Origin of the sequence: Pseudolabrys sp. FHR47, assembly GCF_005153485.1 — a bacterium.
Taxonomy (GTDB): domain Bacteria; phylum Pseudomonadota; class Alphaproteobacteria; order Rhizobiales; family Xanthobacteraceae; genus Pseudolabrys.
This window is the reverse complement of sequence record NZ_CP039740.1, coordinates 4,231,281-4,244,938: the sequence shown is the minus strand read 5'-3', so window position 1 is coordinate 4,244,938 and position 13,658 is coordinate 4,231,281. Positions and strand designations below refer to the sequence as shown.

Sequence of the window (13,658 nt, the reverse complement as noted above, 5' to 3'; positions counted from 1 at the left end):
CAGTAACGACTAGAGTATTTCAACGGAGATCGACGATGGACCTTAAACTGAGTGGCAAGACAGCGCTGGTGACCGGCGGTTCGGAAGGTATCGGCAAGGGCATCGCACTGGCGTTGGCCAAGGAAGGCGTCGACGTTGCGATCTGCGCGCGCCGCATGGAGCCGCTCAAGGCTTCGGCCGATGAGATCGCCAAGGCGACCGGCCGCAAGATCGTGCCGATCACGGCCGATCTGCGCTCCGACAAGGACGCCAAGAATTTCGTCGAGCAGGGCCACAAGGCCCTCGGCCGCATCGACATCATGGTCAACAATGCCGGCTCCGCCGCCGGCGGCGTGATCGAGCATTTGACGGAAGACGACTGGGAAAAGGGCCTGCAGCTCAAATTCATGGGCTATGTGCGTTGCCTGCGTTACGTGCTGCCGATCATGCGCGCGCAGGGCGGTGGCCGCGTCGTCAACCTCATCGGCAATGACGGCGTGAAGCCGTCCTACTGGGAAATCTGCCCGGGCGCGGCCAATGCCGCCGGCCAGAATCTCACGCTGTCGCTCGCCGGCCAGTACGGCAAGGACAATATCTCGTTTGTGGCCGTCAATCCGGGCCCGGTGCGCACCGAGCGTTGGGCGGGTCTCGTCGACGCCATGTCGCGCGATATGAAGATTTCGCGCGAGGAAGCCGACAAGCTGGCGCCGGCCTCGATTCCGCTCGGCCGTATCGCCGAGGTTGAGGAAGTGGCCAATCTCGTCACGATGCTGGCATCTCCGACGATGCACATGGTCAACGGCACCATGATCGAGATCGACGGCGGCCAGGACAAGGCGCTGATGGACAAATTCCGCGACAAGCCGCGGGGTTGATCGAGGCCAAATCTGAATTCATGCCGGGACGTTTGCTTGACAGGGTGGAAAGGCAATCGGACTATTTGGAACACGAAAAAATAGTCCGATTGGGGAATCACGATTTGTCGAATTCGCGGCGTCTGATCCCAGACGTCGCCACGCATGGAGTCGCAAGATGAAAGCCAATGCTCTTTTGAAGAGGCGCTATCTGACCTCGCTCGCCTTCGTCCTCGCCGCCGGATTGAGCTTCCCGGCGGTCGCTCAGGACACGATCAAGATCGGTGAACTGAATAGTTACAAGTCGCAGCCCGCCTTCCTCGATCCCTACAAGAAGGGCATGGAATTGGCGCTCGAAGAGGTCAACGCCAAGGGTGGCGTCAACGGCAAGAAGATCGAGCTGATCATCCGCGACGACGGCGGCAACCCCGGCGAAGCGGTCCGGGTCGCCGAGGAACTGGTGACGCGCGAAGGCGTGTCGATGATCGCCGGTACCTTCCTGTCGCATATCGGTCTTGCGGTGACGAACTTCGCCGGTCAGAAGAAGGTCTTCTTCCTCGCCGCAGAGCCGCTCACCGACAAGATCACCTGGGAGAACGGCAACAAGTACACCTACCGCCTGCGCGCGACGACCTACATGCAGACAGCGATGTTGATGCCGGCCGCGGTCGCCGCCAAGAAGAAGCGCTGGGCACTGGTCTATCCGAACTTCGAATACGGTCAGTCGGCTGCCGCGAACTTCAAGGCGATGCTGAAGAAGGCGCAGCCGGACGTCGAGTTCGTCACCGAGCAGGCGCCGCCGCTCGGCAAGGTCGATGCCGGCGCCGTGGCGCAGGCGATCGACGATGCCAAGCCGGACGCGATCTTCAACGTGCTGTTCGGGCCCGACCTCGCCAAGTTCGTGCGCGAAGGCAACACCCGCGGCGTGTTCAAGGATCGCACCGTGGTCAGCCTCTTGTCGGGCGAGCCGGAATATCTCGACCCGCTCGGCGCTGAAGCGCCGGTCGGCTGGATCGTCACCGGTTATCCGTGGGACAAGATCAAGACGCCGGAGCACGTCGCCTTCCTCACGGCGTATCAGAAGAAGTTCAACGACTATCCGCGTCTCGGATCGATCGTCGGCTACACCACCATCAAGTCGATCGCCGCGGGCCTCGCCAAGACCAAGGGTCTCGACGCCGACTCGCTGGTCGAAGCCTTCAAGGGTCTCTACGTTCAGAGCCCGTTCGGTCCGTTCCAGTATCGCGCCAGCGATCATCAAGCGACGATGGGTGCCTATGTCGGCAAGATCGCGCTCGAAAAGGGCAAGGGTACGATGGACGACTTCAAGTACATCGACGGCGCTTCCGTTCTGCCGAGCGACGAGGAAGTCAAGAAGCTGCGTCCGGCCGGCGCGAACTGATGTGAGCTATGCCGCAAAACTCGCTTTCCCCTCTCCCCTTGGGGGAGAGGGTGGCGAGTGCGGAGCGATAGCGAGCACGAGCCGGGAGAGGGGTGAGTGGCGTACAGATCTCTGGACCCCTCTCCCGCCTCGCTCACTTTGTTCGCTCGGCACCTTCTCCCAGCGGAAGTCGGATGTTTCCGACTTCCGCCACTGAAAGTGCAGAACTCGGGTAAACCCGAGTTCTGGTGGGAGAGGGTAAGAGCGCAAGCGGCAATGTCTCTCAAATGACTCTCAACGCTTTTCTGTTTCAGGCCCTCAACGGCCTCTCCACGGCATCCGGCCTGTTTTTCATCGCGGCCGGGCTGTCGCTGATCTTTGGCGTCACGCGCATTGTCAACATTGCGCACGGGTCCCTCTATATGCTCGGGACCTACATCGCCTACACGCTGGCCACGAAAATCGGCGGTGCCTTTGGCTTCTGGGGCGGCATCGTTCTGACGGCGCTGTTTGTCGGCTTGATCGGTGCAGCGATCGAGATGCTGTTGCTGCGCCGCATTTATCGCGCGCCGGAGTTGTTCCAGTTGCTGGCGACCTTTGCGCTGGTGCTGATATTCAACGACATGACGTTGTGGCTGTGGGGTCCGGAAGACCTGCTCGGCCCGCGCGCGCCGGGGCTTGCCGGTGCGGTCGAGGTCTTTGGCCGCCGGCTGCCGAGCTACGATCTGTTTCTGATTTTCATCGCGCCGGCGGTTCTGTTGCTGCTGCACTTTGCTCTCGCCAAGACGCGCTTTGGCCGCCTCATTCGTGCCGCGACGCAGGACCGCGAAATGGTCGGCGCGCTCGGCGTCAATCAGGCCGTGCTGTTCACCTCGGTGTTCGCGCTCGGCTCGATGCTGGCCGGCCTCGGCGGCGCTCTCCAGGTGGCGCGCGAGCCGGCCAATCTGGCGACCGATCTGGTTGCCATTGGCGATGCCTTCGTCGTCGTCGTGGTCGGCGGCATGGGCTCGATCACCGGCGCTTATCTCGCTGCGATCATCATCGCCGAGGTCAAGGCGCTGTGCATCGCCATCGGCGTGGTCGATCTCGGCTTCATCCAGTTCAACGCCTCGAAATTCACCCTGGTCGCCGAATTCATCGTCATGGCCATTGTGCTGATCGCGCGACCTTACGGCCTGCTGGGCAAGCCGCAGGGCAACGTGCGCTCGGTCGCCGAACCGGAAGAACCGATTCGTCCGGCGGCGCCCATGCTGAAAGTCCTCGGCGCCGCGGTTCTCGTGCTGCTGCTCGCTTTGCCGGTGATGGCGCAGGCGTCGCCGTACTTGTTGATCCTGGCAACCGACGTCCTGATCGCGGTGATCTTTGCCACCTCGCTGCACTTCATCATGGGGCCGGGCGGCATGCACTCCTTCGGCCATGCTGCCTATTTCGGTCTCGGCGCCTATGGCGCGGCGCTGCTGGTCAAGGCGGCCGGCTTCCCGATGCTGGCGGCGCTGATGGTCGCGCCCGCCGTCGCCCTGCTCGGCGCGCTGTTGTTCGGCTGGTTCGCCGTGCGTTTGTCCGGCGTTTATCTCGCTATGTTGACGCTGGCTTTCGCGCAAATCGTCTGGGCCGCCGTGTTCCAGTGGGAGACTTTCACCGGTGGCTCCAATGGCGTGATCGGCGTATGGCCGACCGCGCCGTTCAACAAGGCCTGGGTTTATTACCTGTTGGCGCTGACGCTGGCCGTCATTGCCGTGCTGATGCTGCGGCGCTTCCTGTTCGCGCCGTTCGGCTACGCGATGCGCGCTGGCCGGGACTCAGCCCTACGTGCCGAAGCCATCGGCATCGACGTCAAACGCATTCACTGGCTTGGCTTTGCGATTGCCGGCTGTATTTGCGGTGTCGCCGGCGGTCTGTTCGCCTTTGCCAAAGGCTCGATCTCGCCGGAAGCGATCGCAGTCGGTCGTTCCATCGACGGACTTGTCATGGTGCTGCTCGGCGGCATCCAGACCCTGGTCGGTCCCATCGTCGGCGCTTCGGTCTTCGCGTTGCTGCAGGACACGGTGATGCGGCAGACCGAATACTGGCGCGCGCTGCTGGGTCTCATCATTCTCGTTCTGGTGCTGGCCTTCCCGCAGGGGATTGCCGGTGCGTTCTCGACGCTCTGGCGCCGCACCGAGAGCAAATCGGGAGGCCGCGCATGAGCGTCCTCACGGTCAATTCGCTCGGCAAGTCCTTTGGCGGCGTGCGCGCCGTCGAGAATGTCTCGTTCGATATCGGCAAGGGCGAGTTTTTGGCGCTGATCGGGCCGAACGGCGCCGGCAAATCGACCACCTTCAACATGATCAACGGACAACTCGCGCCCGATACCGGCGAAATCCGGATCGGCGACCGAAATATCGCCGGCATGCAGCCTCGCGATATCTGGCGGCTCGGCGTCGGCCGTACCTTCCAGGTCGCCGCCACCTTCGGTTCGATGACCGTGGTCGAGAACGTGCAGATGGCATTGATCTCGCACGCCAACCGTCTGCTCAATCTGTGGCGGCCGGCCGCGTCGCTGTATCGCGAACGCGCCCTCGAATTGCTGGCGCAGGTCGGCATGGCGGACGCCGCCGACCGGCCGAGCCGCGAACTCGCCTATGGCGACGTCAAGCGTATCGAGCTGGCCATCGCGCTGGCCAACGATCCGCAACTTCTTTTGATGGACGAACCAACCGCCGGCATGGCGCCGCGCGAACGCAATGAGCTCATCAAGCTCGTCAAGCAGCTCGTTATCGAACGCGGCATATCGGTGCTGTTCACCGAGCATTCGATGGATGTGGTGTTCTCCTACGCCGACCGCATCATCGTCCTGGCGCGGGGCCGCCTGATCGCCGACGGCGATGCCAATGCGATTCGCGACGACGCCAAGGTGCAGGAGGTCTATTTCGGCACCGGCAAGACGTTCCAGGAGGCATCGTCATGAGCGAACCGATGCTCTCCGTCGACGGATTGAAGGCCTGGTATGGCGCCGCGCAGATTCTGTACGACGTGTCGTTCAATGTCGGCCGCGGCGAGGTGGTTGCGTTGATGGGGCGCAACGGCGCCGGCAAGACCACGACCATGAAGGCACTGATGGGCCTCGTCTCGCGCCGCGGCGCGGTAGGCTTCAATGGCGCCGATATCTCGGGGCTGCGGCCGTTCGAAATCGCGCGTCAGGGTCTCGGCTTTACGCCGGAGGATCGCCGCATCTTCTCGGAACTGACGGTGCTGGAAAATCTCGATATCGGCCGCCAGCCGCCGCGCCAGTTCCCGGACGGCCAGCCGGCGCCGGTATGGACGCCGCGGCGGCTGTTTGAACTCTTCCCCAATCTCGGCGAGATGCCGAACCGGCCGGGCGGCCGCATGAGCGGCGGCGAGCAGCAGATGCTGACCGTGGCGCGCACGCTGATGGGCAACCCGCTGATGGTGCTGCTCGACGAACCGTCGGAGGGCGTTGCACCCCTGATCGTCGAGCAGATGGCCAACACCATCATCGAACTCAAGAAGGAAGGGCTTTCGATCCTGCTCTCGGAGCAGAACATCCACTTCGCCCGCCTGGTCTCGGACCGCGTCTATGTGCTGGAAAAGGGCGAGATCCACTGGCAGGGCACCATGGCCGAGCTGTCCGGCAACCTCGAGATTCAGCGCGCTTATCTCACCGTCTGACGGCGATAACCGGGGAAAAGGCTTTCGCTCGGGCGATTTCCCGGCCATGCTTCGATAAAACCGATAGGTCCGGGTTGGGTTCAATTATGACGCGCAGCAAGTTGAAGATCGCTGGTGGGGCGGACGAGGCGGCGTCGGGCGGCTACGTGCTCGATGAGCAGGTCGGCTTCCTGATGCGCATCGCCACCCAGCGCCACACCTCGATCTTCACCGCCAACATGGTCGAGGGGCTGACGCAGACCCAGTTCGCGGCGCTGGCCAAACTGTACGAGACGGGGCCATCCTCGCAGAACCAGCTCGGCCGCCTGATTTATCTCGATGCCGCCACAATCAAGGGCGTGGTCGACCGGCTTTCGGTGCGCGGCTTCGTCACCGCGCTCAGCGATCCGACCGACCGACGCCGCCGCGCCGTGACGCTGACCGACGAAGGCCGCCGCGTCACCGAGGCTGCGCTCAAGGTGGCGGCGAAGATCACCGCGCAGACACTGGCGCCGCTCACGGCGACCGAGCAGCGCACGATTGCGACGTTGCTGAAGAAGCTGGGCTGATATTACATTCCTCGTTCGTCCCCGCGAAAGCGGGGACCCAGAGCTGACAGGCAAGGCGATAAAGAATCTGGGTTCCCGCTTTCGCGGGAACGAACGGAGTTTGGATTGACTTTCGATGGCTTTTAAAACCCGTACAGCTTCGCCGGATTATCGACCAGGATCTTGTGCCGCGTTTTCTCGTCCGGCACCCAGTCGAGCAGCATGTCGAGCGTCCAGGCGTCTTTCGGCGTCTTCGGCCCGGCCATCGGATAGGGCCAATTGCTCGCCCATAGCCCGCGATCCGGCGCGGCCTTGACCAGCAGCTTCGCCAGTTTGCCGACATCATCATAGTAGGGCGGGCCGAGCTTCGACGTCTCGTAGGGCGCGGCGAGCTTGTACCAGACCTTGCCGGTCTCCAGCATGCGCAGCAGCGCCTTGAAGCCGGGATGATCCGGCTCGACCGGCTCGAGAAACTTGCCCTGGTGGTCGACGGTCACCGTCGTCGGCAGCGCCTTGAGCCGCGCTTCGTGATCGGCGAGGTCGCGGCCGTCGCACTGGAAGTTGATGGTCCAGCCGAACGGTGCAACGCGCGCCGCCATGGTTTCGAGCAGCGACAATGGCAACGGCGCGCCGGCCAGCATGAAGAAACGAATGCCGCGCACGCCCAGTTTGGTCAGGCGATCGAGTTCGGCGTCGGTCACGGTCTCGTCGACCACGACGATGCCGCGGGCGCGCGGCCCCATCTCTTCCATGCATTTGAGCAGCAGGCGGTTGTCCTTGCCGTAGGCGGAAGCCTGCACCAGAACGGTGCGCTCGATGCCGATTCTGCGGCACATCGAAAGATAATCGGCAAGCGAGGCATCCGGCGGCGTCACCACGGCGGTCGGCGCGGTCGGATAGCTCGAATCGTAGATATGGATATGGCAGTCGCAGGTGCCGGCCGGCGCCTTCAACTGCGGCACGCTGTCGTCACTCATGGACGTTCTTCCCTGAATGTTATTCTTTTAGGTTTTCTTGCAGATCGCACGCAGCCGCTGCGGCGTCACCGGCAGCGACAGGATCGCGCCCGGCCGTTGCAGGGCGTCATCTATAGCAGAGGCGATGACCGCACCAACAGGGTTGGTGCCGCCTTCGCCGGCGCCCTTGAGGCCGAGCGAATTGAGCGGGCTGGGCGCGTCCTCGGTGATAAGGATCGAGGATTCCGGCACCTCATGCGCCGTCGGCATCAGATAATCGGCGAAGGTCACCGAGAGCGGCTCGCCGCCTTCGTCGTAGAGGAATTCCTCGAACAGCGCGCCGCCGATGCCCTGCGCGAGGCCGCCGGCGATCTGGCCTTCGACCAGCATCGGATTGACGGCTTTGCCGACATCATAGGCCATCACATATTTCTCGATGGCGACGCCACCGGTCTCGGCATCGACGCGCACGGCGGCGACATGAACGCCGTAGGGATAGACCATGTGCGTCGATTCGAACGTGTCCTCGGCGATCAGTTCGCCGGGCTTGGCCTTGGCGAGGTCGATCAGCTTCATCGACGGCCCGGGTGCGCCGCCGGTGCGGACGATCTCGCCATCGACGATGTCGAGTTGTGTGGGCTCGGCCTGCATCAGCTCCGCGGCGAGATTCAGAATATGAGCGCGCAGCTTGGTCGATGCGCGTTTGGTTGCTTCGCCGGTCATCACCGTAACGCGCGAGGCAAAGGCGCCAAGGCCGCGACCGATGCGGTCGGTCTGGCCGTGAATGACATTGACGGTCGTGTAATCGACGCCGAGCGTTTCGGCGCAGATCTGCGCCATCGCAGTCTCGACGCCCTGGCCGACGGAGGCGGCGCCGGTGACGAGTTCGATGTTGCCGTCGTTCTTCACCTCGACACGCACGTCGTCGAACGGGCCGAGGCCGCTCTTTTCGACGAACATGGCGACACCAGCGCCAACCTTCTCGCCATTGGCGCGGCGTTTGGCGATCTCTTTCTGCAGTTTCGGCCAGCCGGCGCGCTCGAGCGCCTTGTCGAGCAACAGGCCGTAATCGCCCGAGTCGTAGACGATATGCGTTCCCAAAGTTTCAAGGCCCAGCGCATAAGGCATGGCGTTTTTCGGCAGCAGGTTGCGCTTGCGGATTTCGACCTTGTCGACGCCGACATTGGCGGCGATGGCGTCGAGCAGGCGCTCGCGCACGAAGGTCGATTCGTAGCGGCCCGGAGCGCGATAGGTGCCGCAGGGCGTCTTGTTGGTCAGACGGATATGCGCGGTGGCGCGATAGGCCGGTACGCGATAGGGCCCCGGCAGCATCGCGGCGGCGAGGTCCGGCACGGTGGCTGCATGGGTGCGCATATAGGCGCCGTTGTCGTGGAAGAACTCGTCATCGATGGCGAGGATGCGCCCCTGCGCGTCGATGGCGGCGCGGATGCGGTGGGTCTGCTGGCGCGAGTGATTGGCGGTGATGAGATGCTCGCGCCGATCCTCGATCCACTTGATCGGCTTCCTGAAGTGCAGTGCCGCGGCGCAGACAATCAGGTCTTCGGGATAGATTTCGCCGCGAATGCCAAAGCCGCCGCCAACATGACCTTCGAACAACTGGAAGTCGTCGCGCGTGCGACCGAGCATGCGGCCCATCGTGTCGCGGTTCCAGTGCGGCACTTTCGCAGCGCCGTGCATCTCCAGTCGGCCGAGCGCCTCGTTGTAGTAGCCGATGGCGCCGCGGGTCTCGAGCGGAACGCCGGAATGACGGCCGACCGACAGTTCGAGCGTGACGATGGAGTCGGCCGCCTTGAAGGCGGCATCGACATCGCCGTAGCCCTTGTGCAGCACATCCGGCTCGGTGTTCTTCGTCGCGTCGAACGGCCCCGGTGCGTCGGTCGCCTTCATAACCGGCTCAAGCGGCTCGATGTCGAGTTCGATCGTCTCCGCCGCGTCCTCGGCGATGTAGGCGTTGTCGGCGAACACGACTGCGACCGGCTCGCCGACATAGCGCACAAAGTCGCTCGCCATCACCCGCTGCTGATACGGCTCCAGCGCCTTGAGGCCCGTGAGGCGGAACGGGATCGGCGGAATATGCGCGACGTCGGCAAAGGTCCATACCGCGTGCACGCCGTCCATGGTGAGCGCGGCCGATGCGTCGATGCCCCTGAGGCGCCCGTGAGCGATCGGCGAGCGCACCACGCGCATCGCCCACTGACCGGGGAAGTTCACGTCCGCGGCGAAGCGGCCCTGGCCGGTCAGCAGCGTACGGTCCTCGAGGCGCGGGACCGAGCGGCCGATGAATTTTTGTTTGCTGGACACTGCCGTCACCGCTTGCCGCAGCGGCACCCCCTCTCCCCTTGGGGGAGAGGGTTGGGGTGAGGGGGCAGGTGACTCTCGATAGGGCGTGACCCCTCACCCGACCGCCTTCGGCGGTCGACCTCTCCCCATGGGAGAGGTAAAGAAAGTGCGCGCAACCGTGCGACAATCACTTCCGCATCTCCTGCGCGGCGGCGCGCACGGATTTGATGATGTTCTGATAGCCGGTGCAGCGGCACAGGTTGGACGACAGCACGTCGATGAGCGCCTCGTCGCTGATATTCGGCTCGCGTTCCAACACGCCGACCGCCAGCATCAGGAAGCCCGGCGTACAGAAGCCACACTGCAGCCCGTGATTGTCCATGAAGGCCTGCTGCATCGGATGCAGCTTGTCGCCGTCCGCCAGACCCTCGACCGTGCGGATCGCTTTGCCTTCGGCTTGCACGGCGAACATCAGGCAGGAGCGCACCGGCGCATCGTCAACGATGACCGTGCAGGCGCCGCAGACACCGTGCTCGCAGCCGATATGCGTACCGGTCTGGCCGCAATCCTCGCGGATCGCGTCGGCCAAAGTGCGGCGCGGCTCGACGGCAATGGCGTAGTCCTTGCCGTTAATGGTCAGGGTGACGTCGGTTTTCTCGCTCATGATGCTCTCTCGGCGTTTCGCAGCAAGGTGCGGATGCGTTGCGGCGTGGCCGGAATGGTGTCGATCTCGACATTGAAAGGCGTCAGCGCGTCGTTGATGGCGTTGACCACCGCGGCCGGCGGTCCAATGGTGCCGCCTTCGCCAAGACCCTTGGCCTTGGTGATGGATTGCGTCGACGGCGTTTCCAGGTGATGCAGCTCGATCGGCGGGATTTCATGCGCGGTCGGAGGCATGAAGTCGGCCAGGTTGGCGGTCAGGATCGCGCCTGACTCGTCGTAGATGATCTCTTCCAGGAGCGCGTTGCCGATGCCCTGCGCGACGCCGCCATGCACCTGACCGTCGGCGATCATCGGATTGATGATGCGGCCGGCGTCCTCGGCGACCAGATAGCGCTCGACCTTGACGTGTCCGGTCTCGGCATCGAGCCGGACGATGGCGACGTGGCAGGCATTGGAGAAGGTGCCGGGCGGATCGTAGGTGCCGCTCTCGGTGAGGCCGGGTTCGATCTCGCCCTTGAATCGATGCGTCTGCGTATAGGCTTCGCGCGCCATCGCTGCCACAGAGACTTCGCGATCGGTGCCGGCGACCTTGGCCTTGCCGTCTTCCAGCACGATGTCGGTCTCGGCCGCTTCCAGCATATGGCCGGCGATCTTCAAGAGCTTGGCTTTGATCTTCCGCGCCGCGATCAAGGTCGCGCCGCCCGAGATGACCAGCGAGCGGCTGGCGAAGGTGCCCCAGCCGTAAGGCGCCGTGTCGGTGTCGCCGTGCACGACCTTGATCATCTCCGGCGGCACGCCGATCTCTTCGGCGATGATCTGCGCTAGCGTTGTGCGCAGGCCCTGGCCGTGCGGCGAGGAGCCAATGCGCGCCTCGACGAAGCCCGAGGGATCGACGGTGATATGCACGGTCTCCCAGCCGGGTGTGATCGCCATGCCGCGCGCGGCAAAGGCCGGCGAGCCGTAGCCGGTGCGCTCGGAGAAAGTGGCAAAGCCGATGCCGAGATACTCGCCCTTGTCGCGCGCCAGTTGCTGGCGGGCGCGGAAGGCCGGCACGTTGATGGCCTCGACCGCCGTCTCCATGGTCTCGCGGTAGCTCGCCTCGTCGTATTCGAGGCCCATCGCCGACTTGTAAGGAAACTGCGTGATCAGGTTTTTGCGACGGATGTCGAGCGGATCGATGGCGAAGGCCTTTGCCGCCTTGTCCATCAGCCGCTCCAGCGTGAAGGTGATAGAGGGGCGCGACACGCCGCGATAGGCGCCCATGGTGCAGGTATTGGTGACCACCGCGCGGGCGAGGCAGTCGTATTGCTGCACGTCATAAGGGCCCGGCATTTCCGCCATGGCCATCAACGGCTCCATGCCGCAGGTGGTGGGGAAGCAGGAGTAGGCGCCGGTATTGGCGAGAATGTCGGCCCGCAAGGCGAGCAGCTTCGCATTCTCGTCGAACGCGCCTTCCAGCGTGATGTACTGGTCGCGCGAATGGAAAGAAGCGATCAGGTTTTCGCGGCGGTCCTCTGTCCAGGCGACCGAGGATTTTAACTTCCGCGCCAGCCATGTCACCAGCACATACTCGACGCATAGCGACATCTTCTGGCCGAAGCCGCCGCCGACATCGGGCGCGATGACACGCAAATCAGACTCCGGCATGCCAAGGCAGTCGGCGATGGCCGTGCGCACCAGATGCGGCATCTGCGTGGTGCAGTGGAGCGTGACGCGGCCGGTCGCGGAATCGTAGGTGGCGTGCGCCGCGCGGGCTTCCATCGGTGTGGCGTTCTGCCGGTTGGAGCGGGCATCGCAGCGCACGATCTTGGCGGCGCTGGCCCACACATCGTCAAACCCCGGCGTCTTGATCTCGGCCTTGACGATGACATTGCCGGGCATGCCGGCATGAATCTGCGGCGCGCCGTCGGCGATCGCGGCGCGGCCATCGACCAGCGCAGCCGCGTCCTCGATATCGATTTCGACCAGATCGGCGATGTCCTCGGCTTCTTCTTCTGTCGCGGCAACTACGGCGGCTACGGCTTCGCCGACGAAACGCACTTCGCCGTCGGCCAGGATCGGCTGGCCGACCGGCTTGTAGTTGAACTTGTGCAGCATCGGCGTGATCTTCTTCACGCCTTCGATGTCGGCGGCCGTGATCACCATGGCGCCGTCGGGTGCGGTGATGCTCTTGATCTTGCCGGCCGCATTCGGGCTGCGCACGAAGCGCACCCAGTGCGCGGCGGACAGATCGCCGGTGAAGCGGCCCCGGCCTTGCACCAAGGCCGGGTCTTCCAGCCGGCGGATCGAGCGGCCGACCCACTTCATGCCGTCGCCACCGGAGCCTTTGGTGTGGGCACCGCTCATGTCAGCGAGTGCTCCAGCGCGCGGCGCACCACGGCCTTCACCAGATCGCGGCGATATTCGGCGTCGGTCTGGTGATCCTCGAGCGGCTCGATGGCGGCACTCGCCGCTTCGCCGGCGGCGCGGAAGGCGGCATCGCTTGGCGCCTTGCCGTTGAGTTCGGCTTCGGCTTCCGGGATACGGCGCGGCGACGGCTCGGCGCCGCCGAGGCCGACATGGGCGTCAGTCATTTTGCCGCCGTCCAGACGATAAGTAACGAGCGAGGCCGACATGGCGAAGTCGCCGGCGCGGCGGCTGAATTCGTAGAAGCCGAATTTGGCATCCTCGGCGAGCAGCGGCAGCCGCACTTCGGCGAGCAGTTCGTCTTCCTTCAGAACGGTGGACATGATGCCGTCGAAGAATTCGGCGGCCTTGATTTCGCGCGCGCCCTTGATGCTTTTCGCGACCATCACGGCGTCGAGCGTCGCCGAGGTAAGACACCATTCCGACGACGGATCGGCATGCGCCAGGCTGCCGCAAAACGTGCCGCGCATGCGGATTGGGTAATGCGCGATGTGGCGCGCAACATAAGAGAGCAGGGCGCCGAGCGGGCTGGCGGTGACCGGCGTATGAAACGCGGCGTGGCGCACGCACGCGCCGATGGTCAGCGTCTTGCCGTCGTCGACGAGCTTGTCGAGGCCTTCGACCTCGTTGATGTCGACGAGGTGTGTGGGCTTGGCCAGCCTGAAGGCCATGATCGGAACCAGGCTCTGTCCGCCGGCGAGGATACGGCCGTCTTCGGTCGCCACTTCGGCGAGGGTCGCGAGCGCCTCGTCGAGCGTGCGGGGCACATGGCGGACAAAAGGCGCGGGCTTCATGCGGGGCTTCCTTCACGCGAGGCGCTTTCGGAAAATCTACCCGTTTTCCGCCGACCGCGTGCTCCGAGATTGTATGTATGCTAACGATCGGCCCGGCGGAGTCAACGCCCGCCCTGTGCCGCTTTTGG

At 64.1% G+C, this 13,658-nt stretch carries 11 protein-coding genes; 6 read left to right on the top strand and 5 right to left on the bottom strand.

All coding sequences use genetic code 11. The features are described 5' to 3' along the window. The first annotated feature begins 35 nt into the window (after nt 1-35). The 6 genes from E8Q40_RS20590 (at nt 36) to E8Q40_RS20565 (ending at nt 6,431) form a co-directional block, all read left to right on the top strand. Complete coding sequence (locus tag E8Q40_RS20590; RefSeq protein ID WP_137046282.1) at nt 36-854, top strand: SDR family NAD(P)-dependent oxidoreductase; 819 nt, start codon at nt 36-38, stop codon at nt 852-854. A 157-nt stretch (nt 855-1,011) separates the two neighbouring features. After that, entirely contained in the window at nt 1,012-2,235 is a 1,224-nt protein-coding gene (locus E8Q40_RS20585) for an ABC transporter substrate-binding protein (RefSeq protein ID WP_137046281.1), read from the top strand. Nucleotides 2,236-2,501: 266 nt separating this feature from the next. Beyond that, nucleotides 2,502-4,400: an ABC transporter permease gene (locus E8Q40_RS20580; protein ID WP_137046280.1), complete on the top strand. Its 1,899-nt coding sequence runs from the start codon at nt 2,502-2,504 to the stop codon at nt 4,398-4,400. Further along, a complete protein-coding gene (locus tag E8Q40_RS20575; RefSeq protein ID WP_137046279.1) occupies nt 4,397-5,161 on the top strand; it encodes an ABC transporter ATP-binding protein in 765 nt (254 codons plus the stop codon). The genes E8Q40_RS20580 and E8Q40_RS20575 overlap by 4 nt, the downstream gene beginning before the upstream one ends. Then, the gene (locus E8Q40_RS20570) at nt 5,158-5,883 is read left to right on the top strand and encodes an ABC transporter ATP-binding protein (RefSeq protein WP_137046278.1); all 726 of its coding nucleotides are present in this window, start codon (nt 5,158-5,160) and stop codon (nt 5,881-5,883) included. Before E8Q40_RS20575 ends, E8Q40_RS20570 begins: the two co-directional genes overlap by 4 nt. 86 nt (nt 5,884-5,969) lie before the next feature. Next, nucleotides 5,970-6,431, top strand: a complete 462-nt coding sequence (locus E8Q40_RS20565; RefSeq protein WP_137046277.1) for a MarR family winged helix-turn-helix transcriptional regulator — start codon at nt 5,970-5,972, stop codon at nt 6,429-6,431. A gap of 122 nt (nt 6,432-6,553) precedes the next feature. On the opposite strand, the gene E8Q40_RS20560 is transcribed toward E8Q40_RS20565, so the two are convergent. The 5 genes from E8Q40_RS20560 to E8Q40_RS20540 all read right to left on the bottom strand — a co-directional run bounded on the left by E8Q40_RS20560 (nt 6,554) and on the right by E8Q40_RS20540 (nt 13,530). Continuing rightward, a complete protein-coding gene (locus E8Q40_RS20560; protein ID WP_137046276.1) occupies nt 6,554-7,387 on the bottom strand; it encodes an amidohydrolase family protein in 834 nt (277 codons plus the stop codon). A gap of 27 nt (nt 7,388-7,414) precedes the next feature. Then, a complete protein-coding gene (locus E8Q40_RS20555) occupies nt 7,415-9,688 on the bottom strand; it encodes a xanthine dehydrogenase family protein molybdopterin-binding subunit (protein WP_246662942.1) in 2,274 nt (757 codons plus the stop codon). A gap of 166 nt (nt 9,689-9,854) precedes the next feature. Further along, complete coding sequence (locus tag E8Q40_RS20550; RefSeq protein ID WP_137046275.1) at nt 9,855-10,331, bottom strand: (2Fe-2S)-binding protein; 477 nt, start codon at nt 10,329-10,331, stop codon at nt 9,855-9,857. Next, on the bottom strand, nt 10,328-12,676 hold the full coding sequence (locus E8Q40_RS20545; RefSeq protein WP_137046274.1) for a xanthine dehydrogenase family protein molybdopterin-binding subunit: 2,349 nt from the start codon (nt 12,674-12,676) through the stop codon (nt 10,328-10,330). Before E8Q40_RS20545 ends, E8Q40_RS20550 begins: the two co-directional genes overlap by 4 nt. Next, the gene (locus E8Q40_RS20540; RefSeq protein ID WP_137046273.1) at nt 12,673-13,530 is read right to left on the bottom strand and encodes a xanthine dehydrogenase family protein subunit M; all 858 of its coding nucleotides are present in this window, start codon (nt 13,528-13,530) and stop codon (nt 12,673-12,675) included. The genes E8Q40_RS20545 and E8Q40_RS20540 overlap by 4 nt, the downstream gene beginning before the upstream one ends. Nucleotides 13,531-13,658 lie beyond the last annotated feature (128 nt).

Excerpts from the sequence above, each read along its gene's own strand:
- E8Q40_RS20590 (WP_137046282.1), top strand. The coding sequence starts at position 36 with ATGGACCTTAAACTGAGTGGCAAGACAGCGCTGGTGACCGGCGGTTCG.
- E8Q40_RS20585 (WP_137046281.1), top strand. The coding sequence starts at position 1,012 with ATGAAAGCCAATGCTCTTTTGAAGAGGCGCTATCTGACCTCGCTCGCC.
- E8Q40_RS20580 (WP_137046280.1), top strand. The coding sequence starts at position 2,502 with ATGACTCTCAACGCTTTTCTGTTTCAGGCCCTCAACGGCCTCTCCACG.
- E8Q40_RS20575 (WP_137046279.1), top strand. The coding sequence starts at position 4,397 with ATGAGCGTCCTCACGGTCAATTCGCTCGGCAAGTCCTTTGGCGGCGTG.
- E8Q40_RS20570 (WP_137046278.1), top strand. The coding sequence starts at position 5,158 with ATGAGCGAACCGATGCTCTCCGTCGACGGATTGAAGGCCTGGTATGGC.
- E8Q40_RS20565 (WP_137046277.1), top strand. The coding sequence starts at position 5,970 with ATGACGCGCAGCAAGTTGAAGATCGCTGGTGGGGCGGACGAGGCGGCG.
- E8Q40_RS20560 (WP_137046276.1), bottom strand. The coding sequence starts at position 7,387 with ATGAGTGACGACAGCGTGCCGCAGTTGAAGGCGCCGGCCGGCACCTGC.
- E8Q40_RS20550 (WP_137046275.1), bottom strand. The coding sequence starts at position 10,331 with ATGAGCGAGAAAACCGACGTCACCCTGACCATTAACGGCAAGGACTAC.
- E8Q40_RS20545 (WP_137046274.1), bottom strand. The coding sequence starts at position 12,676 with ATGAGCGGTGCCCACACCAAAGGCTCCGGTGGCGACGGCATGAAGTGG.
- E8Q40_RS20540 (WP_137046273.1), bottom strand. The coding sequence starts at position 13,530 with ATGAAGCCCGCGCCTTTTGTCCGCCATGTGCCCCGCACGCTCGACGAG.